The sequence below is a fragment of the Pantoea sp. GM_Pan_3 genome (genome assembly GCF_026541045.1).
GTDB lineage: Bacteria > Pseudomonadota > Gammaproteobacteria > Enterobacterales > Enterobacteriaceae > Pantoea > Pantoea anthophila.
Genome location: NZ_JALNVA010000003.1, coordinates 111,357 through 134,947, shown reverse-complemented (window position 1 = coordinate 134,947; position 23,591 = coordinate 111,357). Strand labels below are relative to the sequence as shown.

Sequence of the window (23,591 nt, the reverse complement as noted above, 5' to 3'; positions counted from 1 at the left end):
TCGTTATCAACCCGGCTGGAGAATATTATCACTGCGATTACGCTGTTCAGGACACACTTATGACCCCCACACTTTCTCACAAACCACGACCCGCAACGGACGACTGGTTCGGCGAAGAAATTGCCAACAGTATCAGTCATGGTCTGGGCTGTCTGTCAGGCATCGCTGGCCTGGTGCTGATGCTTCATCAGGCCATCGAACGCCAGGCGGATACCCTGACCTTTGTCAGCTACAGCCTTTATGGCGGCAGTATGATCCTGCTGTTTCTGGCCTCGACGCTCTATCACGCCATTCCCGATGGCCCGGTCCGGCCCTGGCTGAAAACGTTTGACCACTGCGCGATCTATCTGCTGATCGCCGGAACCTATACGCCGTTTCTGCTGGTGGGACTCAGGACGCCGCTGGCGTATGGATTAATGGCGGTAATCTGGGGGCTGGCGCTGGCCGGTATTCTGTTTAAGCTTACCATTGCCCATCGCTTTAAAGTGCTGTCGCTGGTGACCTATCTCTGTATGGGGTGGCTGTCGCTGATCGTGGTTTATCAGCTGGCCATGATTATGCCGCCAGCCTGTATCTGGCTGCTGGCTGCAGGCGGGATAATCTACTCGCTGGGGGTGATTTTCTATGTGGCACGCCGCATTCCCTACAATCATGCCATCTGGCATGGATTCGTACTGGGCGGCTCACTCTGTCATTTCTGCGCCATCTACTTCTATGTACGCTGACGCTTCGCGAATCTGGCCCTGACGTGACGTCAGGGCCAGAGGATGACTCAGCTCTCATCCAGCGAATAGGGCAGGGGCTGCACCGTCAGATGGCCACCTTCATCGCCTTCAACCCGCAGCACGCTGTCCGGCTCCAGATCGTTGTTCAGCACCACCTGAATCCAGCTGGTGCCATCATCCAGCTGCACAGCCGCCAGCACGCTGCCGGTACGACGCCAGCGCTCACCCATCTGCAGCTCCAGCGGCGCGTTGGCTTCAGGCAGATGGCTTGCCTTACCCGCCAGCCAGTAAAGGGCGCGTTTGTTAGCACCGCGATATTTCGCCCGGGCCACCATCTCCTGTCCGGCATAGCACCCTTTTTTAAAGCTGATGGCATCCAGCGCCTGCAGGTTGGTGGCCTGCGGAATAAACTGCACGCTGGTGGCGGGAACGATCACCGGAATACCGGCTTCGATATCCAGCGCCAGCCACTGCTGGCTGTCGTTGAACTGTGCATCCTCGCTGAGTTTCTGCTTCAGCACGTCGGCCTGGGCCGGTGATGTCACAATCAGAAAACGTTCGGCCGGATGCGCAAACCACAGCAGGGTAGTTTCACCCTGATGCACCACCGGCTTCTCGCTGTCAGGCAACGCCTCAAACAGGTTAGCCAGGGCAGCACGCGCCTGGAAACCAGCCACACCCAGCAGAAGTGCTTCATCGTCGGGCGTCATGGTGACTTTTGAAAACACCGCATATTTCTTCAGCTCGGCCAGCTGGGTGTCGCGCAGCTCGCGCCGGATCAGGTAGGCATACCCTTCACCGCGATGAAACAGACGCAGATTGCTCCACATTTTGCCTTTGGCGTCGCAGTGCGCGGCGGGGGAGTGATGATCGGCATCCAGCGCCGCGACATCCAGCGTTAACTGACCCTGCAGGTAGGCAGTGCTGTCCGCACCGGTAATCGAAACCAGTGCCCAGCTGTCCAGTGACATCAGGGTTAACGGCAGACGGGACGACGCGGCAGGCTGGCGCGGCGGTAAAGTAAAAGTGGGCATGGAGATATCCTGTGTAAGAAGGTTCATCCGGAACAATGTCTTCAATGTTAAAAGAGCCGCCTGGCAATGCAACCTGTTTACGGAAAACGGCGCACAAAAGGCGTGATAACCCTGCAAAGAGGCCGCCTGAAATGTGGCAGGTTGCACAGCATGCGACGCAGCGCCTGCGAGCCGTAGTAAACCAGGTTACACTAGGCGCCACGTTGTGAACTGTGGAAACTGATGCATGGATATTAATGATAAATCACGTATTCAGTGGGCCTGCCGTCGCGGCATGCTGGAACTGGATGTGGCGATTATGCCGTTCTTCAAATTTGAGTATGACACGCTGAGCGACACCGATAAGCAGGTCTTTGTCGCGCTGCTGAAGAGTGACGATCCCGATCTGTTCAACTGGCTGATGAATCACGGCGAGCCAAAGGATCCTGAGCTTAAGCGGATGGTCAATCTCATCCAGCAGCGCAACCATGAGCGCGGCCCGGTGGCAATGTAAGCTGCGGCCCTCCCGGCTGGCGTGCGGGGTGCTGTGCGTCTGGCTGGTGGCTGCCGTCTCGGGCGTGCTGCTGATGGCGCTGCCCGTGGGTGGAGGGCTGATGCGGGGCGGAATGATCCTGCTGTTGCTGGCGGAGGGCGGTCGTGTCTGCCGGCGGCTGAGGCTGCGGCGCGGGACGCTGGAGCGGGAAAGTGTCCATTGCTGGATCTGGCAGGGAAAACGCTGGCGTCCCACTCAGCCACTGCGCTGGTTACCAGCGGGCGTGCTGCTGGTGGCGAAGAGCGAAGAGGGTGACAGGCTGCGCTGGTGGCTGATGCAGGACGCTATGCAGCCTGACGAATGGCGGGCGTTGCGCGCCTGCTGCTTCAGCAGGGCGCGACATTAACGGCGAAGAGGCATAAGCGCGCATGTCGACTGACCCGCGGCCGGTCAGGTTCTGCCGGGCATTCCGCGCCGTCTCCGTATGTGGCTGGCGGCCGCAACGGCTGAAGAGGGTTACAGCAGTCCGGCAGTCTCGGTTAACACCTGCTCGCACCACTGCTCAACGCGCTCATCCGTCACCTCAAACTGATTCACGTCATCCAGCGCCAGACCGACAAACTGTGTGCCATCGGCAGTGAGCGGTCGGGGACTGGTGAACTCATAGCCCTCCAGCGGCCAGTAGCCTACGAAACGTACCCCCATCGGCTGCAGCAAATCGTGCAGCATGCCGAGCGCATCCAGAAACCATTCACCGTAGCCAATCTGATCGCCCATACCATACAGCGCCACAATCTTATTCTGCAGATTCAGCGCGGGCAGCTGCGTCCAGATCGCCTCCCAGTCCTCCTGCAACTCACCAAAATCCCAGGTGGGGATGCCCATGATCAGCAAATCGTACTGCTCCATCAGGCGCGGGTCATCATCCTTAACGTTATGCAGCGTGACCAGCTCGTCGCCGATGAAATCGCGAATTTTCTCCGCCACGATTTCGGTGTAACAGGTACTGGAACCGTAAAACAGACCGATTTTCATGCAGATAACACTCTGTAAATACTGACTTTGGCGCAATTGTACCAGAAGCGCTGCTGAATCAGGCATAATGAGCATGATTTTACACCAGACGGCGGAGATAACGTGCAGGACAGCGAACTGACAGAACAGTTTCTTGATGCGCTCTGGATTGAGCGCAATCTGGCGCAGAACACGCTCTCCTCCTATCGCCAGGATCTCCAGACGCTGACCGGCTGGCTGGCGCATCACCAGCTGACGCTGCTCAGCGTAACGCCAGCCGATCTGCAGCAGTTTCTGGCTGAACGGCTGGAAGGAGGCTACAAGGCGACCAGCTCAGCGCGGCTGCTCAGCGCCATGCGTCGCCTGTTCCAGTATCTGTACCGTGAAAAAGTGCGCCCCGACGATCCCAGTGCGCTGCTCTCGGCACCCAAACTGCCACAGCGACTGCCGAAAGATCTCACTGAGGCGCAGGTCGAGCGGCTGTTGCAGGCACCCAATACCGATATCCCACTGGAGCTGCGCGATAAGGCGATGCTGGAGCTGCTCTATGCCACCGGCCTGCGCGTCTCCGAACTGACGGGGCTGACGCTCAGCGACATCAGCCTGCGTCAGGGCGTCGTCCGGGTAATCGGTAAAGGCGATAAAGAGCGGCTGGTGCCATTAGGTGAAGAAGCGGTTTACTGGCTGGAGCAATATATGGAACATGGTCGCCCGTGGCTGCTTAATGGTCAGACGCTGGACGTAATGTTTCCCAGTAATCGGGCGCAGCAGATGACGCGCCAGACCTTCTGGCATCGTATTAAGCATTACGCCACGCTGGCGGGCATCGACGCCGAAAAGTTATCACCCCATGTGATGCGCCATGCCTTTGCCACGCATCTGCTGAACCACGGCGCTGATTTGCGTGTCGTACAGATGTTGCTGGGGCACAGCGATCTCTCCACTACGCAAATTTATACGCATGTCGCCACCGAGCGCCTGCGTCAGTTGCATCAACAACACCATCCGCGAGCCTGAACCGCGGCCATAAGGACAACGATGAACAAGCATTTTGCCATGCTGGCCCTGTTAGCCAGCGCTTTTTCCGGTCTTGCTCAGGCCGATGACAGCGCTATCCAGCAATCCCTGAAAAAGCTCGGGCTGAATCAGACAGAGATCAGCCCGTCCCCGCTGCCAGGGTTCAAAACCGTGCTGTCAGAGAGCGGCGTGCTCTACGTGACCGACGACGGTAAACATATGATTCAGGGTCCGCTGTATGACGTCAGCGGCACTCAGCCGGTTAACGTCACCAATAAGCTGCTCGACAAAAAGGTCGAGGCGCTGGTGCCGGAGATGATCGTCTACAAAGCGCCTAAAGAGCAGCATGTCGTGACCGTCTTTACCGACATTACCTGCGGCTACTGTCACAAGCTGCACGAGCAGATGGCGGACTACAACGCACTGGGTATCACCGTGCGCTACCTGGCGTTTCCGCGGGAAGGGCTGAATGGTCAGATCGCACCGGCGATGAAAGCGATCTGGTGCAGCGCCGACCGCAACAAAGCCTTTGACGAGGCTATGAAAGGCAATGCGCCGAAGATGGCTGCGCCCGACAGCTGCAAAATTGATATTGCTCAGCACTACAAACTGGGCGTGCTGTTCGGCATTCAGGGCACCCCGGCCATGCTCACCGACAGCGGCATGATGATCCCCGGTTATCAGACGCCGCAGGAGCTGAAGCAGGTGCTGGACAATCAGAAGCGTGGTGGTTAATCGGTGGTAAAACAGGATGTGGAACTCCGTCGCCGTGAGGTGACGGTAGACGATGCGCTGCCGGCGACCCTGCCGCCGCTGCTGAAGCGACTCTATCTGCACCGCGGTGTGCGCGATGCCGCAGAGCTGGAGCGCGGTGCAAAAAATCTGCTGCCGTTTCAGTCCTTAAGCGGGATTGAGAGCGCCGTTGCGCTGCTGCATCAGGCGCTGCTGGATGGCCGTCGTATCATGGTGGTCGGCGACTTTGATGCCGATGGCGCGACCAGTACCGCGCTGACGGTGATGGCGCTGCGCAGTATGGGCGGCAATAACGTGCAGTATCTGGTGCCGAATCGCTTTGAAGATGGGTATGGCCTCAGCCCGGAAGTGGTAGAGCAGGCGCGTGCACGGGGCGCCGCCATGATCCTGACGGTCGATAACGGCATCTCCTCCCACGCCGGGGTGGAGTACGCGCATCAGCACGGCATTCCGGTGCTGATCACCGACCATCACCTGCCGGGCGAGACCTTACCGGCCGCTGAGGCGATCGTGAATCCTAACCTGCCCGATTGCGACTTTCCTTCACGGGCGCTGGCGGGCGTTGGCGTTGCGTTCTATCTGATGCTGGCGCTGCGCGCCCATCTGCGCACCCAGGGCTGGTTCGGCGTTACCCGCGCTGAGCCAAATCTGGCCGGGATGCTGGACCTGGTGGCGCTCGGCACGGTCGCCGATGTGGTGCCGCTCGACGTTAACAACCGTATTCTGGTATGGCAGGGGCTGAGCCGTATCCGGGCCGGAAAATGCCGGCCAGGCATCCGGGCGCTGCTGGAGATTGCGAATCGCGATGCGCGTCAGCTGGCGGCCAGCGATCTCGGTTTTGCGCTGGGGCCACGGCTTAATGCCGCGGGGCGGCTCGACGACATGTCGGTGGGCGTGGCGCTGCTGATGACTGATGACCTGAGTCAGGCGCGGATGTTAGCCAGTGAGCTGGACGCACTCAACCAGACGCGAAAAGAGATCGAGCAGGGCATGCAGAGCGAGGCGCTGGCGCTGTGTCAGGCGCTGGAGCGTGAGCAGCGCGATCTGCCGCTGGGACTGGCCTTCTATCATCCCGAGTGGCATCAGGGCGTCGTCGGCATTCTGGCCTCACGACTGAAAGAGCGTTTTCATCGTCCGGTCATTGCCTTCGCCCCCGCGGGCGATGGCACGCTGAAAGGCTCGGGACGTTCGATTGCCGGTCTGCATCTGCGTGATGCGCTGGAGCGGCTGGATACCCTGAACCCCGGCCTGATGCTGAAGTTTGGTGGCCACGCGATGGCGGCAGGCTTATCGCTGGAAACGGACCGCTACGAGGAGTTTCGTCAGCGCTTTGCCTACCTGGTCGGTGAGTGGCTGGACGGCGAATCGCTGCAGGGCATCATCTGGTCTGACGGTGCGCTGCAACCGCAGGATTTTTCGCTGCAGACGGCTGAGATGCTGCGTGAGGCGGGCCCCTGGGGCCAGGCGTTCCCGGAACCGGCCTTCGACGGCCGGTTTAAGCTGCTGCAACAGCGGCTGGTGGGCGAGCGGCATCTGAAAGTAATGGTCGAACCGCTCGACGGCGGTCCGCTGATCGACGGTATCGCCTTTAATGTCGATACCACACTGTGGCCCGACAGCAGCGTGCGTCAGGTCGAACTGGCTTATAAGCTGGATATCAACGAGTATCGCGGTAACCGCTCGGTACAGCTGATCATCGACCATCTCTGGCCGCTGAACTAGGTTCTGTCAGGTTTGCGCCTCTGCGATGATGGCAGGCGCGCATGCCTGACTGCCTCCCGTCGTCTCCTCTGACGGGGCTGCAGCGCCATCAGCCGGGAAGAAAATGCGGCGCGTCACGCCGTTCCCGCATCCCCCCTGTCTCAACGCTACAAACTGCCGCCAGTTTCGGGTAAACTTGTGCGTTAAATTTCCTGTCCCATCGAACATAAGAAAGACGCTAAAGCCATGTTTGAAATCAACCCGGTCAAAAACCGTATTCAGGACCTCAGTGAGCGCAGCGACGTTCTTCGGGGGTATCTTTGACTACGATGCCAAGAAAGAACGCCTCGAAGAAGTAAACGCCGAGCTGGAACAGCCCGATGTCTGGAACGAACCTGAGCGTGCTCAGGCGCTGGGCAAAGAGCGCGCCTCGCTGGAAGCGATCGTGCAGACGCTGGATCAGATGGCGCAGGGCCTTGAGGATGTGCAGGGTCTGCTGGAGCTGGCCGTCGAAGCGGAAGACGAAGAGACTTTCAACGAAGCGGTTGCCGAGCTGGACGTGCTTGAGGGCAAGCTGGGCGAACTGGAGTTCCGCCGCATGTTCTCCGGCGAGTATGACAGCGCTGACTGCTACATCGATCTGCAGGCCGGTTCCGGCGGCACCGAAGCGCAGGACTGGGCCAGCATGCTGATGCGTATGTATCTGCGTTGGGCCGAAGCAAAAGGCTTCAAAACCGAAATTATCGAAGAGTCTGAAGGTGAAGTCGCGGGCATCAAATCCGTGACCATTCGCGTGTCAGGCGACTACGCCTTCGGCTGGCTGCGCACGGAAACCGGTGTCCATCGCCTGGTGCGTAAGAGCCCGTTCGACTCCGGCGGCCGTCGTCACACCTCATTCAGCTCCGCCTTTATTTACCCGGAAGTGGATGACGATATTGATATCGACATCAACCCGGCGGATCTGCGTATTGACGTCTATCGCGCATCGGGCGCGGGCGGTCAGCACGTTAACCGGACGGAATCTGCGGTGCGTATTACCCACATTCCGACCGGAACGGTGACTCAGTGTCAGAACGACCGTTCTCAGCACAAGAACAAAGATCAGGCGATGAAGCAGATGAAGGCGAAGCTGTACGAGCTTGAGATGCAGAAGAAAAATGCTGAGAAACAGGCGCTGGAAGACAACAAGTCTGACATCGGCTGGGGAAGTCAGATCCGTTCTTACGTGCTTGATGATGCCCGCATCAAAGATCTGCGCACCGGCGTAGAGACGCGTAACACCCAGGCGGTACTGGACGGCGATCTGGATCGATTCATTGAAGCTAGTTTAAAAGCAGGGTTATAAGGAACCGACATGTCTGAACAACAACCGCAGAGCGCTGACGCCGCCGTTGAGTTAAATAACGAACTGAAAACGCGTCGCGAAAAGCTGAGCGTGCTGCGTGCAAATGGCGTGGCGTTTCCTAACGATTTCCGTCGTGACAGCCTCTCTGACCAGCTGCACGCCAGCTATGGCGAGAAGAGCAACGAAGAGCTTGAAGATCTCGGCATCGAAGTGAGTGTTGCGGGTCGTATGATGACCCGTCGCATCATGGGTAAAGCCTCTTTCGTGACCCTGCAGGATGTGGGTGGCCGCATTCAGCTGTACGTTTCGCGTGATGACCTGGCGGAAGGGATCTACAACGAGCAGTTCAAAAAGTGGGATCTCGGCGATATCCTCGGCGCGCGCGGCAAGCTGTTTAAAACCAAAACCGGCGAACTGTCGATTCACTGTTCTGAACTGCGCCTGCTGACCAAAGCCCTGCGTCCATTGCCGGACAAGTTCCACGGCCTGGCCGACCAGGAAACCCGTTACCGTCAGCGCTATCTCGACCTCATCGCCAACGATGAGTCGCGCAATACCTTCCGCATTCGTTCGCAGATCATGGCCGGCATTCGTCAGTTCATGGTGAGCCGCGACTTTATGGAAGTAGAAACGCCGATGATGCAGGTGATCCCGGGCGGCGCGTCTGCGCGTCCTTTCATCACCCATCACAATGCGCTGGATATCGACATGTATCTGCGTATTGCCCCGGAGCTTTACCTGAAGCGTCTGGTAGTGGGCGGGTTCGATCGCGTGTTCGAGATCAACCGTAACTTCCGTAACGAAGGGATTTCGCCACGTCATAACCCAGAGTTCACCATGATGGAACTCTATATGGCCTACGCGGATTACAAAGATCTGATCGAGCTGACCGAGAGCCTGTTCCGCACGCTGGCGCAGGATGTGCTGGGCAGCACGGTGGTGCCTTACGGTGAGCAGGAGTTTGATTTCGGTAAGCCGTTTGAAAAACTGACCATGCGCGAAGCGATCAAAAAGTATCGTCCGGAAACCGATCTGGCCGATCTGGAAGACTTTGATAAAGCGGTGGCGATTGCGCAATCACTGCACATCAAAGTTGAGAAGAGCTGGGGTCTGGGCCGCGTCGTAACGGAGATTTTCGAAGAGACGGCAGAGGCGAATCTGATTCAGCCAACCTTCATCACCGAATACCCGGCAGAAGTGTCGCCGCTGGCCCGTCGTAACGACGAGAACCCGGAAATCACGGATCGCTTTGAGTTCTTCATTGGTGGTCGTGAAATCGGTAACGGCTTCTCGGAGCTGAACGATGCGGAAGATCAGGCTGAGCGTTTCCTGCAGCAGGTGAATGCCAAAGATGCCGGTGACGACGAAGCGATGTTCTATGACGAAGACTACGTTACCGCACTGGAACATGGTCTGCCGCCAACCGCCGGTCTGGGTATCGGTATCGACCGTATGGTGATGCTGTTTACCAACAGCCACACCATCCGTGACGTCATCCTGTTCCCGGCACTGCGTCCAGGCAGCAAGTAAGTCTGACTGTTAACAGAAAAGGCCGGGATATCCCGGCCTTTTTTATACCTATGCCAGAATCAGACACTGCTGTTCGCCTCGCGATGCTTGAGCCGTGCTGCTCCCTATGCCAGGCTGAATACCTTAACCAGGAGCAAACATGATGCAACGTCCCGACTGCATTCGCCACTGGCAAGCGCTGGAAGGTGAAGATAACGAACATTATGCCGACAGCGATGAGCGCATGTCGATTGGTGCTCCACTGGGTAGGTTGCTGGGATTAACCCGCCTTGGCATTCATCATGAAAGGCTGTTGCCCGGACGTCGCATGTCTTATCCCCACGCAGAAAGCGCAGAAGAAGAGTTCATTTTTGTGCTTGAAGGTCATCCTGATGCCTGGATCAACGGTGAGCTTTACCCGTTGTCGCCAGGTGATGCCGTGGCTTTTCCGGCGGGCACTGGTATTTGCCACACCTTTATAAACAACAGTGAGCATGAGGCACGCTTTTTAGTGGTGGGGGAGACCAGTAAGCCTGAAAATCGTATTGCTTACCCTCTTAACCCGGACTACGAAGCAACCCGTGAAGACAGATGGCTCAATCCGCCCGAACATCCTATGGGCAACCATCCTGGTTTGCCCGACAAAAAATCTTAGGATTTAATCGCCTGATCCAGCCAGGTCTGAAAGCGGGAATAGGGCACATAGAGCGCAACGTTCTTGTAGAGCGTCTTACCGGTGACATTGTCATCGATGTTATTGCTGTAGCCCACAATCACCCCCGCCAGCGTATCGTCAGAGGCGTTATAAACCGCACCGCCTGACATGCCTTTTACCACTCCTGCATTCGCCGCTACCACGACGCAGTCTGGCTTGTTCCAGCTGTTCGCCAGCGTGGTATTGATCAGGTTCTGCCCGCTGGAACTGACCGGCATCGCCGAAATAAAGCTGTAGCCGTAGAGGTTCACCTTGTCGCCGATATGGCTGTTGCGGAAACTGGGAGGCAGGTTTGCTTCGCTGTTTTTGTGGTAGACCACCGCCAGGTCGCATTGCGGATGCCAGGCTTTGACCCGATAAAGCGAAAACTTCGCCACATGGGCGGCGGTCAGGCTGTACTCCGGCGTCAGCGGGATGGTGGTGCCGAGCGTGCCGATACCCAGTATGGTCGGAATGCCGGTCACGGTCATATCAACCCGCTTTTCAGCTTCTTTACTGTACTCATAATGACCAACCGAGCAGCCGGTCAGAGCAAAGACCATCAAGGCTATGAGTCGTTGCATTCTCTCTCCCTGCGTCAGAAGTTGATAACTACACCTGGCAATTGATTAGGGATATATCGGCAACGTTGCGGAATAATTAATGAATCACATATAAAAAAGGTAACCGGTTAACGGGAAATGGCAACCTGACGCGATGCAGACAGGGCATCCGCTGCCCCTCAGATAGCGAGAGAGAGCATCAGGAGGCGAGGATTATTGCGGCAACGGCAATAATCCTTTGCGCTACGCAGGCTATGTCGCTTATCCGGGCTGTGCTGTAATACTCACTGTGACGCAGATCAAATTTTAATAAGCGTCGAGGGGCTACGTGTCCGCGTGGTTCACCTGCAAATAAGACTGGGAGAGTGTTATGCCTGTTGCATTACTGGCGCTGGCGTTGAGTGCGTTCGCCATCGGAACCACCGAATTTGTCATCATGGGATTGCTGCCTGACGTGGCGCGCGACCTTCAGGTTTCTATTCCGTCGGCGGGCTGGCTGATCAGCGGCTATGCGCTGGGCGTGGCGATCGGTGCGCCGATTATGGCGCTGCTCACCGCCAGACTGCCGCGTAAAAAAACGCTGATTCTGCTGATGGTGATCTTCATTGTCGGCAACCTGCTCTGCGCGCTGGCGTACAACTACAACCTGCTGATGCTGGCACGTATCGTCACCGCGCTCTGTCACGGGGCCTTCTTCGGTATCGGTGCGGTCGTCGCCGCCAGTCTGGTGCCAGCCGGACGTCAGGCCTCCGCTGTCGCCCTGATGTTTACCGGACTGACCCTGGCTAACGTGCTGGGCGTGCCGCTGGGCACCAGCTTCGGTCAGATGTTTGGCTGGCGGGCCACGTTCTGGGGTGTGGCGGTGATCGGTGTGCTGGCCTTTATCGCCCTGATTGTCAGCCTGCCGACAAACAAGCAGGAGAAGCCGGTTCATCTGGCGAGTGAAATTGGCGCGCTGGCTAACGGAAAACTGTGGCTCTCTCTGCTGATGACGGTCTGCTTCGCGGCGGCGATGTTTGCGCTGTTCAGCTACATCGCGCCTCTGCTGTTAGAGATCACCGGGATCAGCGACCGCGGCGTCAGCTGGACGCTGTTCCTGATTGGTGCGGGCCTGACGGTGGGGAATATCCTTGGCGGCAAACTGGCCGACTGGAAAGTCTCATTCAGCCTGATCCTCAGTTTTTCGCTGATCGCCATCTTCTCTCTGCTCTTCAGCTGGACCAGCCACGCGCTGTGGCTGGCGGAGATTACCCTGTTCCTCTGGGCGATGGCCACCTTCGCCACGGTACCGGGCCTGCAGATCAACGTGGTCCGTCACGGTAAAGAGGCTCCTAATCTGGTCTCCACCCTGAACATTGCGGCCTTTAACGTGGGCAATGCGCTGGGTGCCTGGGTCGGCGGTGCGGTCATCGGTCGCGGTTATGGCCTGACGGCGGTGCCGGTCGCGGCGGCTGCGCTGGCGCTCATCGGCCTGCTGGTCTGCCTGATGACCTTCCGCAAACCAGGCCGCCCGGCTGCCAGCGTCCGCGCCTAAGCCAGGCGGGCGGCGATACGTGCCGGAAAGGCGGTCACCTGCTCCTGCAGATGGCTGACAAAGGCATCGACCAGCGCTGAGGCGGGTCGGTGCTGCGGCCTGACCAGGCTGACGGTAAACGGCACTGCCACGCTGAACTTACGCATCACCAATCCGCTGTCGGCGTAATCCAGCGCCGTCAGCGGATTAACAATCGAAATGCCTGTACCCGCCCTGACCATGGCGCACACCGAGGCTGCGCTGTGCGTCTCTATCACCAGCCGCCGTTCAACCCCCTGCTCCTGAAACAGCGCATCCAGCAGCTGACGATAGCTGTCGCTGCGCGAGAGGCTGACATACCGCTCGCCAGCGAAATCATACGGCGTCAGTACGGCACGCTGACTCAGGGGATGGTGCTGTGGCAGAACGCACACTTCATCACAGGTCAGCAGGGCGAGACGATCGGTACCGGCCGGGGCGTGCTGGGTTTCGGTTAAACCGATATCGTAGCGCTGTGCTGAGAGCCACTCCTCCAGCAGCGGCGACTCCTGCGGGATCACATTGAGGCTCACGTCGGGGTAACGTGCTAAAAAGGGCTGGCACAGCGGCGGCAGCAGCGACTGAGAAAAAACCGGCAGGCAGGCAATCGACAGCTCGCCCTGACGAAACTGGCGAAGCCCCTCTGCGGCTTCCCGGATGCGATCCAGACCGTACCAGGAGCGCTGCACCTCTTCAAACAGGCGCAATCCCTGCACCGTCGGCTGCAGCCGGCCGCGTACCCGTTCAAACAGCTGTAGTCCCAGCTGCTGCTCCAGCCGCGCCAGCTCCCGGCTCACCGTCGGCTGAGAGGTGTGCAGCAGCGTGGCGGCCTGAGTCAGATTGCCACTGGTCATCACCGCATGAAAAATTTCAATATGCCGCCAGTTGATGTTCGCCATGTCGCCACCCTATATCCATTCTGCATAGATGCTATTAAAACAGATATTTTTCGCTATGGCATGATTCTGGCTTAATGGAACTATCGCCACAGGAGAATTGTCATGCCACGTTCCTTACAGAGTACCGAAACCGCCCTCAACGCCGCTCATCTGCTGCCGCTGGCCCGCCGTTACGCCGGGCCTTTCTGGGCCTATGACGCGCAGATTATTCAGGCGCGCATTGCGCAGCTGCAGGCGTTTGACGTCATACGTTTTGCGCAGAAAGCCTGCTCAAATATTCATATCCTGCGCCTGATGCGAGCGGCGGGGGTCAAAGTGGATTCGGTTTCGCTGGGTGAAATCGAACGTGCGCTGGCGGCGGGCTACCAGCCGGGTGGCGATGAGATTGTTTTTACCGCCGATCTGTTTGACCAGCCGACGCTGGAGCGGGTTGCGGCGCTGAAGGTTCCGGTGAACGCGGGTTCAATCGATATGCTGCATCAGCTTGGCGCAGTGTCACCCGGTCACGCAGTGTGGCTGCGGGTCAATCCTGGCTTTGGTCATGGTCACAGCCAGAAAACCAATACCGGCGGCGAAAACAGCAAGCACGGTATCTGGCACGGTGATTTAGCCGCGGCGCTGGCCGCCATTGAGCAGCACGGCCTGCAGCTGGTGGGCATCCATATGCATATCGGTTCGGGCGTCGATTATGCGCACCTGCAGCAGGTCTGCGATGCGATGGTCGGACTGGTTATGGCGTCCGGTCAGGATTTGACGGCAATCTCTGCGGGCGGCGGCCTCTCTATCCCTTATCGCTTTGGCGAAGAGGCGATCGACACCGATCACTATTTCGGCCTGTGGGATGCGGCCCGGCAGCGGATTGCTCAGCATCTGGGGCACGCGGTCAAGCTGGAGATTGAACCGGGCCGTTTCCTGGTGGCTGAGTCAGGTGTGCTGGTCTCTCAGGTGAGGGCGGTCAAGTCGATGGGCAGCCGTCACTTTGTGCTGGTCGATGCCGGTTTCAGTGACCTGATGCGTCCTTCCATGTATGGCAGCTATCACCACATCTCGCTGATGGCGGGTGATGATCGCGCGATTGATGATCGGCAGACGATCAACACGGTCGTCGCGGGGCCGCTGTGTGAGTCGGGCGATGTCTTTACCCAGCTGGAAGGCGGTATGGTAGAACCGCGTGCGATCCCGGCGGCCAGCGTCGGCGACTACCTCGTGTTTCACGACACGGGCGCTTATGGTGCCTCGATGTCCTCAAACTACAACAGCCGTCCGTTAATCCCGGAAGTGCTGTTTGAACAGGGCCAGCCGCGCGAAATCCGCCGTGCGCAGACCATTCAGTCGTTGCTGGCACTGGAGATTGGCGAATAAGCGATACAGTACGACCGGACGGCCTGTACGCGGGCTTACCGCATCAGCGTTTTTCAGAGGAGAGCGGGAGATGGAGATTGTCTTGCTCAGCGACGCGCCCCACTTTGCCGATCAGGTTACTGACTGGCAGTGGCGGGCATTCGGTGAGGCCAGCAGCCGGGCGTTCTTCGCCAGCGTGGTTAACAGCAGCCTGACGGGGGCAGAGTTTCCCATCACCTTTGTGGCCGTGGAAGCGGGCAGGGCGATCGGTACAGTGGGATTCTGGCGCTGCGATCTGATCAGTCGTCAGGATCTCTTCCCCTGGCTGGCGGCGCTCTATGTGGATGAATCGGCGCGCGGTAGAGGAGTCAGCGAGGCGCTGCAGCAGCACGTTATCGGCTATGCAAAGGCGCGGGGCTTTCCACGCTTGTGGCTCTGGTCGGCGTTCAGAGGGTATTACGAACGGTTTGGCTGGCAGGCGGCGGGGGAGGCGCTGGAGTATCCTGACAAGCCTGTCTCGCTCTACTGCCGCGCGCTGTGAGAGAAGCCAGCCGCCTCTGCGGCAGCTGGCAGTCGCACTCAGGGAGCCGGGTAGGTAAAACGACGGTGAATCGCCTCAATCCCTTCCAGAATCTCGGCATTCAGGGTCAGATTGAAGCTGTCGATATTTGTCTGCAGCTGCTCAAGGGTGGTGGCACCCAGCAGCGTGCTGGCGACAAACGGCTGCTGACGCACATAGGCGAGGGCCATCTGCGACGGGTCAATCTGATGCTGTCGGGCCAGCGCCACATACTCAGCAATCGCCTGCTGTGACTGCTCACCGCTGTAGCGGGTGAAGCGGCTGAACAGGGTGTTGCGTGCGCCCGCAGGCTGCGCGCCATTCAGATATTTACCGCTCAGCGTACCAAACGCCAGGCTCGAATAGGCGAGCAGTTCAACGCCCTCATGCTGGCTGATTTCGGCCAGACCCACTTCAAAACTGCGGTTCAGCAGACTGTAGGGGTTCTGAATGCTGACGATGCGCGGCAGCTCATGCTTCTCCGCCAGTTGCAGATAGCGCATCACCCCCCACGCCGTTTCGTTCGAGACCCCGATATAGCGAATCTTTCCTGCCCGCACCTGTTCGGTCAGCGCCTCCAGCGTCTCCAGCAGGGTTACCTGCGCGGTGGTTTCGCTGTACTGATAGCCGAGCTTGCCAAAAAAGTTAGTCTGGCGCTGCGGCCAGTGCAGCTGGTAGAGATCCAGATAGTCGGTGTTCAGCCGTTTCAGGCTGGCGTCGAGGGCGGCACGGATGTTTTTACGGTCCAGCGCCATGTCCGGACGGATTGAGGCGTCGTTGCCACGGGAAGGGCCAGCGACTTTACTGGCCAGAATGATTTTGTCGCGGCTGCCGCGCTGTTTAAGCCAGCTGCCAATATATTGTTCGGTCAGACCCTGGGTTTCCGGGCGCGGTGGCACCGGATACATCTCGGCAGTATCAATAAAGTTGATGCCGGAACGGATAGCCAAATCCAGTTGAGCATGCGCGTCAGCTTCGCTGTTCTGTTCGCCGAACGTCATGGTGCCCAACCCCAGCTGACTCACTTCCAGCGTGCTGTGGGGAATACGATGATAGTGCATTGCCAGCTTCCTTTTCTTTATCGGGAATAGAGCGAATGGAATGTTGTGTCCTGAGGGACTATAGCGCGAGCCATGGCGAGGAAGGAAGGGGGAAAAATCGGGGAAATCATCTGCCAGCGCAGAATGGGTGGCAGATGATTAAATCAGGCACTTAACGTTCAATGATCGTTGAAACCTCATCGCTGTTAATCTGCACTGCGTGACCTGACTGATCGGTGTATTCCACCAGGCCGGTCTCTTTATCAATGCTCGGCTTGCCTTCGGTCATAATCATGCGGCCATCTTTGGTCGCCATCACATAATCTGAACTGCATCCGCTTAATAACGCTGCGGTTATCACTACCGCTGCTAATCCTGCCAGCCCTTTCATCACGCCTTCCCCTCACAAATCGTCAAGTGCAAAAAGTGTAGTAATAAATGGTTTTGCCGGCAGGATTAATCGCAGAATTCTGAAAATATCCGGGCGAGCAGGCTCGCCCTTGACTTTATCAGGCGGGCTTTTTCTTACTGCGCATCAGGTTAAGGCACTCAACCGCCATTGAGAAGAACATGGCGAAATAGATGTAACCTTTTGGTACGTGGACCGCAAAACTCTCCAGAATCAGGGTAAAACCGACCAGAATCAGGAAAGAGAGGGCCAGCATTTTCACTGACGGATGGCGATCGACAAATTCACCGATAACCCGCGCCGCGAACATCATCAGCAGCACCGCAATCACGACTGCCGCCATCATAATGAAGAGATGATCGGAGAGGCCGATGGCGGTGATAACAGAGTCCAGGCTGAAAATAATGTCGAGCATCATGATCTGCACAATCGCGCCAAGGAAGGAGTGAACGCGGGTATTGTGTTCCCCTTCGCCGCCTTCAATCGTTTCATGGATCTCCATGCTCGATTTCCACAGCAGGAAAAGGCCACCGAACAGCAGGATCAGATCGCGCGCCGAGAAGGGGTGATCCAGCAGCGTAAACAGCGGATTAGTCAGACGGGCAACCCACGCGATTGAGGCCAGTAAGGCCAGACGCATCAGCATTGCGCCCATCAGGCCAATGCGACGGGCGCTGGCCTGCTGGTGCTTAGGCAGTTTCGCGACCACCAGTGACAGGAAAATGATGTTATCAATACCCAGCACCACCTCAAGGATGGTCAGGGTGCCCAGCGCCAGCCAGGCGTTGGGATCGGAAATCCACTCAAACATACCGACATTCAATCCTAAACGAAAAGTAAACGGCGATTATACGCAATGGCTGCACCGATCACCCACAAAATTGCGACATTTCCGCCAGGGCGGGGAAGTTCAGAGAGGAAAATGACGCGCCAGCAGGGGGCCGGTGAAACTTTTCTTCAGATAGAAACCGCGCGGCAGGGTCATGATCGGCTGGCCCTGATCGCCAATGCCCTCCGTCAGCGCTTTACTGTTGGCGGCCTTGGGTCGAATCTGCAGCCAGGCGCCATGCCGGGCGGTGATCTGCTCAACGCGACCCAGCACGATCATATCCATCAGCTCCTCCCAGTCCTGACGCAGCATCTCCTCCTCTTCTGCATCCGGGCTCCACAACAGCGGCGCGCCGACACGGCGATGCCGCAGTGGAATCTCACGCTCGCCTTCCACCGGGATCCATAACACCCGCGCCAGCTTGTGCCGCACGTGGCTGTTCGACCAGGTCACGCCGCTGTTACCGGTCAGGGGGGCGACGCAGACAAAGGTGGTTTCCAGCGGTTTGCCCTGTGCATCAATCGGAATGGTTTTCAGTTCGATACCCAGATGGGCAAAGTCCTGCTCCGCTTTGCTGCCTGCGCTGGCGCCCAGATGCCACTCCAGCAGCATCCCGACCCAGCCTTTATCGCGTTTAAGATCGGCAGGCATAGGCAGCCCGGCGCGAGCGGCCAGCGTTTCCAGTGTTAATCCGGCTAACTCCTGCGCCCGGGCCAGCAGGCTGGCTTCATTTTCAGGCGGGCCTGGTGGGTGACTCATGTTGATAACTCTTGCTGGTTAAAATGTGAACAATAAAAAGAGGGTAACCTGTGCGGCTGAAATAAACCCTATCGGGCTTCGATAATAACATGATAGATCGTGCTTTTTTTAGTGGATTCGCAGGATGTCACCCTCAGGCTGCCAGGGTTATCCCGGCTTACCCGCAACAATGAACAGGATCTCCAGCCCGGTTATCCACAGAAAAATGGGATAACCCCCTTACCGATGCGGTACTGGTTCCATTTACAGCCTTGACTTTTCACGATCTGACCATAATTTCGTCGCTCTGGCCTAACCCTGAGCGATTCTCTGTGGATAAAAAGCGGTGTGGTGATATTTTAACCGATTGTCAGCGGGCGTGAATTTATCCGCCTGCCAGGAAACGCATTAACGTGGCGAAATTAAAGTTATTATGTTTTAAATCAACGACATAAAATGCGGCCTCTTTTCAGCGGTTCAGAGTGCGCTGAAAAGGTTATTCAGTTAACTCCCGTGTTCTGCACAAAGCTATCCACAGAAAAGGTGAATAAGATCGATCATTTTTCTGATTACTGTTCATAACTTTACCATTTTCTGTGAGTTATCCCGACAGAGACGGCGCAACCCCCCATGAATCCAGTGGTTTACCGCCTGTAAGGAGTGTGAAACAATCAGCTTATTCAAATTTTGCTTTGAGGTAGTCCGGTGATCGATGATGATGGCTACCGCCCGAATGTTGGTATCGTAATCTGTAACCGGCAGGGACAAGTGTTATGGGCCAGGCGCTTTGGACAGCACTCCTGGCAATTTCCTCAGGGAGGCATCAATCCCGGTGAAACCGCAGAACAGGCGATGTATCGCGAACTGTTTGAAGAGGTCGGATTGCACCGGAAAGATGTCCGAATACTTGCCTCTACCCGTAACTGGCTGCGTTACAAGTTGCCAAAACGTTTGGTGCGTTGGGACACAAAGCCGGTATGTATCGGCCAGAAACAAAAGTGGTTTCTTCTGCAGTTAATGTGTAATGACGCGGATATCAATGTGCAGCACAGCAGCACGCCGGAGTTCGATGGCTGGCGCTGGGTCAGTTTCTGGTATCCGGTGCGTCAGGTTGTCTCCTTTAAACGCGACGTCTACCGCCGGGTGATGAAGGAATTCGCTGGCGTGGTGATGTCTATGCAGGAGAGTGCGGGGCAGCGAAACAATCCTGCCCATCGACGTAAGAGAGGATAGGCCACGCCCTTTATGCTCACTCAGTTGCGCGAAATTGTAGAAAAAGTGGCGAGTGCGCCGCGTCTCAATGAAGCACTCGACATTCTGGTCAATGAGATCTGTCTGGCGATGGAAACGGAAGTCTGTTCCGTTTACCTCGCCGACCACGATCGTCGCTGCTATTACCTGATGGCGACGCGCGGACTCAAAAAACCGCGTGGCCGCACTGTGACGCTGGCGTTTGACGAGGGGATCGTCGGTTTAGTGGGCCGTCTGGCCGAGCCGATTAACCTTGCAGACGCCCAGAGCCACCCCAGCTTCAAATATATCCCCGCAGTGAAAGAGGAGCGCTATCGCTCCTTCCTCGGCGTGCCCATTATCAGCCGCCGTCAGCTTCTGGGCGTGCTGGTGGTGCAGCAGCGCGAACACCGTCAGTTTGATGAAAGCGAAGAGTCGTTTCTGGTCACCCTGGCGACCCAGATGGCGGCGTTGCTGTCGCAGTCTCAGATGGGCCAGCTGTTTGGTCAGTTCCGGCAGACGCGGGTGCGCGCGATTGCGGCCGCGCCTGGCGTGGCGGTGGCACCTGGCTGGGTCGATGAGACGCAGCCGCTGCTCGATCAGGTTTCCGCCGCCTCCACGCTGGATGTGCAGCGTGAGCGCGAGCGACTGTCGATCGCCATGACCGAAGCCGCGAGTGAATTTCGCCGCTTCAGTAAACGGTTCAGCGCCAGCGCACAGAAAGAGAGCGCGGCCATTTTCGACCTCTACTCCCACCTGCTGACCGATGCCCGGCTGAAGAAAGATCTGTTCGATGAGATCGAACGCGGATCGGTCGCCGAGTGGGCGGTCAGACAGGTGATCGAGAAGTTTGCTAAGCAGTTCGCCAGCCTGACGGATAACTATCTGCGTGAACGCGCAGGCGATCTGCGGGTGCTGGGCCAGCGTCTGCTGTTTCACCTTGATGACTCGCTGGTCGGGACTAACGCCTGGCCGGAACGCTTCGTACTGGTGGCCGATGAGCTGACCGCAACGACCCTGGCTGAGCTGCCGCAGGAGCGGCTGGCAGGCGTGGTGGTGCGGGATGGTGCAGCCAACTCCCATGCGGCGATCCTGACCCGGGCGATGGGGATCCCGACCGTGATGGGCGCGGATATCCAGCCGCATCAGCTCAACAAACGTCTGCTGATTGTCGATGGCTATCGCGGTGAGCTGCTGATCGATCCGGAGCCGGTGCTGGTGCAGGAGTATCAGCGCCTGATCAGCGAAGAGAATGCGCTGAGCAGGATGGCGGAAGGGGTCGTCGATCAGCCGGGCGAACTGAAAAGTGGCGAGCGGGTGCAGGTGATGCTCAATGCCGGATTAAGCCCGGAGCATGAGCAGGCGCTCGGCAGCTGGGTGGATGGCATCGGGCTCTATCGCACCGAAATTCCGTTTATGCTGCAGAACGGTTTCCCGTCGGAAGAGGAGCAGGTGGCGCAGTATCAGGGCATGCTGCAGCTGTTTCACAACAAGCCGGTCACGCTGCGAACGCTGGACGTCGGGGCGGATAAGCAGCTGCCCTATATGCCGATCAGTGAAGAGAACCCCTGCCTGGGCTGGCGCGGCATCCGCCTGACGCTCGATCAGCCAGAAATTTTTCTGGTGCAGGTGCGTGCCATGCTCCGCGCCAATGCGGCATCCGGCAATCTCAGCATTCTGCTGCCGATGATCAGTCACATCGACGAGATCGACGACGCGAAACGGCTGATCGATCGCGCCGGTCGCGAAGTGGAGGAGATGCTGGGCTATCCGATCCCCGCGCCGCGCATTGGGGTGATGATCGAAGTGCCTTCCATGCTGTTTATGATCCCGCATCTGGCGTCGCGGATCGATTTTATCTCGGTCGGCACCAACGACCTGACGCAGTATCTGCTGGCGGTAGACCGCAACAATACCCGCGTCGCGAACCTGTACGACTCGCTGCATCCGGCGATGCTGCGCGCGCTGAATGCCATCGCGCAGGAAGCCCGTCTCGCGAATATTGAACTGTGTTTGTGTGGTGAAATGGCCGGTGATCCGATGTGCGTGGCGCTGCTGGTCGGGCTGGGGTATCGCCATCTCAGCATGAACGGAAAAAATGTCCCGCGGGTGAAATATCTGCTGCGTCATCTGGATCACGAAGAAACGCAGAAGCTCAGCGAGCAGGGAATGAATGCGCATACCGCCACCGAAGTGCGCCATCTGGTGTCGGCCTTTATGGAGCGGCGCGGCCTGGGTGGCCTGATTCGCGGCGGGCGCTAAGCGCCATCCTGACAGACTGAATTTTCGTCCTGTCCCGGACGGGTGCTCACGATCTTCACGTTCTGCCTCTGCGCGTTATTCGTGTTTACATTTGCACGACAATTCAAAAAACCGGCTGTGCTATGATGCGCAGCCTTAATTTATGTGCCTGACAACGCCCCTTTTCAGGGTAGAAAAATAGACGGTGAAAGATGAATAACGGCTATATTGCATTTCCGCAGTTCGATCCGGTGATCTTCTCGATTGGACCGGTTTCGCTTCACTGGTACGGTCTGATGTATCTGGTGGGCTTTGTTTTCGCCATGTGGCTGGCGGTACGCCGTGCTAACAAACCTGGCAGCGGCTGGAAAAAAGAGGAAGTTGAGAACCTGCTTTACGCGGGTTTCCTGGGCGTCTTCCTGGGTGGACGCATCGGATATGTGCTGTTCTACAACCTGCCGCTTTTCCTGGAAAATCCCCTCTATCTGTTCAAAGTCTGGGATGGCGGCATGTCATTCCACGGTGGCCTGATCGGGGTGATTGTGGTGATGCTGATTTTTGCCCGCCGGACTAAACGTAATTTCTTCCAGGTTTCCGACTTTATTGCACCGCTGATCCCGTTTGGTCTGGGTGCCGGGCGTCTCGGTAACTTCATCAACGGCGAACTCTGGGGTCGTGTCGATCCGAACTTCCGCTATGCGATGCTGTTCCCCGGCTCCCGCAGCGAAGATGTGGCGCTGGCCGCCACCAATCCGCAATATCAGGCGCTGCTCAACACCTACGGCGTGCTGCCACGTCATGCGTCGCAGCTGTATGAGCTGGCGCTGGAAGGCGTAGTGCTGTTCATCATCCTGAACCTGTTTATCCGTAAACCCCGTCCGATGGGCAGCGTGTCTGGCCTGTTCCTGATCGGCTATGGCGCATTCCGCATTATCGTTGAGTTCTTCCGCCAGCCGGATGCTCAGCTGGGCCTGTTTGAAGGCGGTATCAGTATGGGACAGATCCTCTCTGTGCCGATGATTATTGCCGGTATAATTATGATGATCTGGGCGTATCGTCGTCGCCCGCAGCCACAATTTCGCGAGGAAAAATGAAACAGTATCTGGATTTGATGCAGCATGTGCTGAACGAAGGCACGCCAAAAGCTGACCGTACCGGCACCGGTACGCTTTCAATTTTTGGTCACCAGATGCGTTTCAATCTGCAGGATGGTTTTCCGCTGGTCACCACCAAGAAATGCCACATCCGCTCGATCATTCATGAGCTGCTGTGGTTCCTGAAAGGGGACACCAACATCGGTTATCTGAAAGATAACAAGGTCTCCATCTGGGATGAGTGGGCCGATGAGCAGGGCGATCTCGGCCCGGTGTATGGCAAACAGTGGCGCAGCTGGGGAACGGCCAGCGGTCAGGAAATTGACCAGTTAAGCCAGGTGATGGAGCAGCTGAAGCGCGATCCCGACTCACGCCGGATCATCGTTTCAGCCTGGAACGTCGGCGAACTGAGCCAGATGGCGCTGGCACCCTGCCATGCTTTCTTCCAGTTCTATGTGGCGAACGGCAAGCTCTCCTGCCAGCTCTATCAGCGCTCGTGCGACATCTTCCTGGGCCTGCCGTTTAATATCGCCAGCTATGCGCTGCTGGTGCATATGGTGGCGCAGCAGTGCGATCTGGAGGTCGGCGACTTCGTCTGGACCGGCGGTGACACGCACCTCTACAGCAATCATCTGGAGCAGGCGCGTCTGCAACTGACCCGTGAACCGCGCCCCCTGCCGAAGCTTGTTATCAAACGCAAACCGGCGTCACTGTTTGACTATCAGTTCGACGATTTTGAGATTGAAGGCTACGATCCGCATCCTGCGATCAAAGCCCCCGTCGCCATCTGACCCGCGATAAACATCAAGCCCTGGCGCACTCCGCCGGGGCT

Annotated in this window: 24 protein-coding genes; 16 read left to right on the top strand and 8 right to left on the bottom strand. The window is 57.7% G+C overall.

The genetic code is table 11. The features are described 5' to 3' along the window. Positions 1-59: 59 nt before the first annotated feature. Complete coding sequence (locus OXR04_RS11090) at positions 60-725, top strand: hemolysin III family protein (RefSeq protein WP_267370033.1); 666 nt, start codon at positions 60-62, stop codon at positions 723-725. Between the two features lie 47 nt (positions 726-772). On the opposite strand, the gene ygfZ is transcribed toward OXR04_RS11090, so the two are convergent. Then, positions 773-1,759 carry a tRNA-modifying protein YgfZ gene (gene ygfZ, locus OXR04_RS11085; protein ID WP_009087079.1) on the bottom strand — a complete coding sequence of 329 codons (987 nt, stop codon included), beginning with the start codon at positions 1,757-1,759 and terminating at the stop codon, positions 773-775. Between the two features lie 226 nt (positions 1,760-1,985). On the opposite strand from ygfZ, the gene sdhE reads away from it, so the two are divergent. Together sdhE and OXR04_RS11075 are read left to right on the top strand one after the other, a co-directional pair. Further along, positions 1,986-2,252 carry an FAD assembly factor SdhE gene (gene sdhE, locus OXR04_RS11080; RefSeq protein ID WP_009087078.1) on the top strand — a complete coding sequence of 89 codons (267 nt, stop codon included), beginning with the start codon at positions 1,986-1,988 and terminating at the stop codon, positions 2,250-2,252. Beyond that, on the top strand, positions 2,227-2,637 hold the full coding sequence (locus OXR04_RS11075; RefSeq protein WP_267370036.1) for a protein YgfX: 411 nt from the start codon (positions 2,227-2,229) through the stop codon (positions 2,635-2,637). Before sdhE ends, OXR04_RS11075 begins: the two co-directional genes overlap by 26 nt. Before the next feature lie 110 nt (positions 2,638-2,747). Here OXR04_RS11075 and fldB read toward each other — a convergent pair whose 3' ends face one another. After that, positions 2,748-3,266 carry a flavodoxin FldB gene (fldB, locus tag OXR04_RS11070; protein ID WP_046102492.1) on the bottom strand — a complete coding sequence of 173 codons (519 nt, stop codon included), beginning with the start codon at positions 3,264-3,266 and terminating at the stop codon, positions 2,748-2,750. A 102-nt stretch (positions 3,267-3,368) separates the two neighbouring features. Between fldB and xerD the strand changes: the two genes are divergently transcribed. The 6 genes from xerD (at position 3,369) to OXR04_RS11040 (ending at position 10,225) form a co-directional block, all read left to right on the top strand. Continuing rightward, on the top strand, positions 3,369-4,262 hold the full coding sequence (xerD, locus tag OXR04_RS11065) for a site-specific tyrosine recombinase XerD (RefSeq protein ID WP_009087070.1): 894 nt from the start codon (positions 3,369-3,371) through the stop codon (positions 4,260-4,262). A 21-nt stretch (positions 4,263-4,283) separates the two neighbouring features. Beyond that, entirely contained in the window at positions 4,284-4,997 is a 714-nt protein-coding gene (gene dsbC / locus OXR04_RS11060; protein WP_009087068.1) for a bifunctional protein-disulfide isomerase/oxidoreductase DsbC, read from the top strand. Positions 4,998-5,000: 3 nt separating this feature from the next. Continuing rightward, positions 5,001-6,737 carry a single-stranded-DNA-specific exonuclease RecJ gene (gene recJ / locus OXR04_RS11055; protein ID WP_267370039.1) on the top strand — a complete coding sequence of 579 codons (1,737 nt, stop codon included), beginning with the start codon at positions 5,001-5,003 and terminating at the stop codon, positions 6,735-6,737. A gap of 225 nt (positions 6,738-6,962) precedes the next feature. After that, a protein-coding gene (gene prfB, locus OXR04_RS11050) for a peptide chain release factor 2 (protein ID WP_111208374.1) occupies positions 6,963-8,061 on the top strand; the annotation gives its coding sequence in 2 pieces (ribosomal slippage) (positions 6,963-7,037 and positions 7,039-8,061; 1,098 coding nt in all). A gap of 9 nt (positions 8,062-8,070) precedes the next feature. Continuing rightward, positions 8,071-9,591 carry a lysine--tRNA ligase gene (lysS, locus tag OXR04_RS11045; RefSeq protein WP_009087062.1) on the top strand — a complete coding sequence of 507 codons (1,521 nt, stop codon included), beginning with the start codon at positions 8,071-8,073 and terminating at the stop codon, positions 9,589-9,591. 139 nt (positions 9,592-9,730) lie between these two features. Beyond that, a complete protein-coding gene (locus OXR04_RS11040) occupies positions 9,731-10,225 on the top strand; it encodes a cupin domain-containing protein (RefSeq protein ID WP_033736044.1) in 495 nt (164 codons plus the stop codon). On the opposite strand, the gene OXR04_RS11035 is transcribed toward OXR04_RS11040, so the two are convergent. Then, positions 10,222-10,848 (bottom strand): serine protease, encoded by a 627-nt coding sequence (locus tag OXR04_RS11035; protein ID WP_033736042.1) that lies wholly within the window; start codon positions 10,846-10,848, stop codon positions 10,222-10,224. The two genes, OXR04_RS11040 and OXR04_RS11035, sit on opposite strands and share 4 nt — an antisense overlap. A gap of 349 nt (positions 10,849-11,197) precedes the next feature. On the opposite strand from OXR04_RS11035, the gene OXR04_RS11030 reads away from it, so the two are divergent. Next, on the top strand, positions 11,198-12,361 hold the full coding sequence (locus tag OXR04_RS11030; RefSeq protein ID WP_111208376.1) for an MFS transporter: 1,164 nt from the start codon (positions 11,198-11,200) through the stop codon (positions 12,359-12,361). Here the strand turns inward: OXR04_RS11030 and OXR04_RS11025 are convergent. Continuing rightward, positions 12,358-13,278 carry a LysR family transcriptional regulator gene (locus tag OXR04_RS11025; RefSeq protein WP_267370043.1) on the bottom strand — a complete coding sequence of 307 codons (921 nt, stop codon included), beginning with the start codon at positions 13,276-13,278 and terminating at the stop codon, positions 12,358-12,360. The genes OXR04_RS11030 and OXR04_RS11025 overlap by 4 nt on opposite strands. 102 nt (positions 13,279-13,380) lie before the next feature. Here OXR04_RS11025 and lysA point away from each other — a divergent pair, with 102 nt between their 5' ends. Further along, complete coding sequence (gene lysA, locus OXR04_RS11020) at positions 13,381-14,640, top strand: diaminopimelate decarboxylase (protein ID WP_267370044.1); 1,260 nt, start codon at positions 13,381-13,383, stop codon at positions 14,638-14,640. 70 nt (positions 14,641-14,710) lie between these two features. After that, positions 14,711-15,160, top strand: a complete 450-nt coding sequence (locus OXR04_RS11015) for a GNAT family N-acetyltransferase (RefSeq protein WP_140029497.1) — start codon at positions 14,711-14,713, stop codon at positions 15,158-15,160. A 38-nt stretch (positions 15,161-15,198) separates the two neighbouring features. Here OXR04_RS11015 and OXR04_RS11010 read toward each other — a convergent pair whose 3' ends face one another. From OXR04_RS11010 to mutH, 4 genes are all read right to left on the bottom strand, one after another. Continuing rightward, positions 15,199-16,239 (bottom strand): NADP(H)-dependent aldo-keto reductase, encoded by a 1,041-nt coding sequence (locus OXR04_RS11010; protein ID WP_009087049.1) that lies wholly within the window; start codon positions 16,237-16,239, stop codon positions 15,199-15,201. Between the two features lie 151 nt (positions 16,240-16,390). Then, entirely contained in the window at positions 16,391-16,609 is a 219-nt protein-coding gene (locus OXR04_RS11005; RefSeq protein WP_009087047.1) for a YgdI/YgdR family lipoprotein, read from the bottom strand. Positions 16,610-16,727: 118 nt separating this feature from the next. Further along, on the bottom strand, positions 16,728-17,438 hold the full coding sequence (locus tag OXR04_RS11000; protein WP_046102486.1) for a TerC family protein: 711 nt from the start codon (positions 17,436-17,438) through the stop codon (positions 16,728-16,730). 99 nt (positions 17,439-17,537) lie between these two features. After that, positions 17,538-18,215, bottom strand: coding sequence for a DNA mismatch repair endonuclease MutH (mutH, locus tag OXR04_RS10995; protein WP_267370047.1), 678 nt, complete (start codon positions 18,213-18,215; stop codon positions 17,538-17,540). A gap of 684 nt (positions 18,216-18,899) precedes the next feature. On the opposite strand from mutH, the gene rppH reads away from it, so the two are divergent. From rppH to thyA, 4 genes are all read left to right on the top strand, one after another. Further along, positions 18,900-19,427 carry an RNA pyrophosphohydrolase gene (gene rppH, locus OXR04_RS10990; RefSeq protein WP_009087042.1) on the top strand — a complete coding sequence of 176 codons (528 nt, stop codon included), beginning with the start codon at positions 18,900-18,902 and terminating at the stop codon, positions 19,425-19,427. A gap of 12 nt (positions 19,428-19,439) precedes the next feature. Next, positions 19,440-21,686 carry a phosphoenolpyruvate--protein phosphotransferase gene (ptsP, locus tag OXR04_RS10985; RefSeq protein WP_058958021.1) on the top strand — a complete coding sequence of 749 codons (2,247 nt, stop codon included), beginning with the start codon at positions 19,440-19,442 and terminating at the stop codon, positions 21,684-21,686. A gap of 191 nt (positions 21,687-21,877) precedes the next feature. Then, positions 21,878-22,759 carry a prolipoprotein diacylglyceryl transferase gene (gene lgt / locus OXR04_RS10980; protein ID WP_009087037.1) on the top strand — a complete coding sequence of 294 codons (882 nt, stop codon included), beginning with the start codon at positions 21,878-21,880 and terminating at the stop codon, positions 22,757-22,759. After that, the gene (gene thyA, locus OXR04_RS10975; protein ID WP_009087035.1) at positions 22,756-23,550 is read left to right on the top strand and encodes a thymidylate synthase; all 795 of its coding nucleotides are present in this window, start codon (positions 22,756-22,758) and stop codon (positions 23,548-23,550) included. The genes lgt and thyA overlap by 4 nt, the downstream gene beginning before the upstream one ends. Positions 23,551-23,591 lie beyond the last annotated feature (41 nt).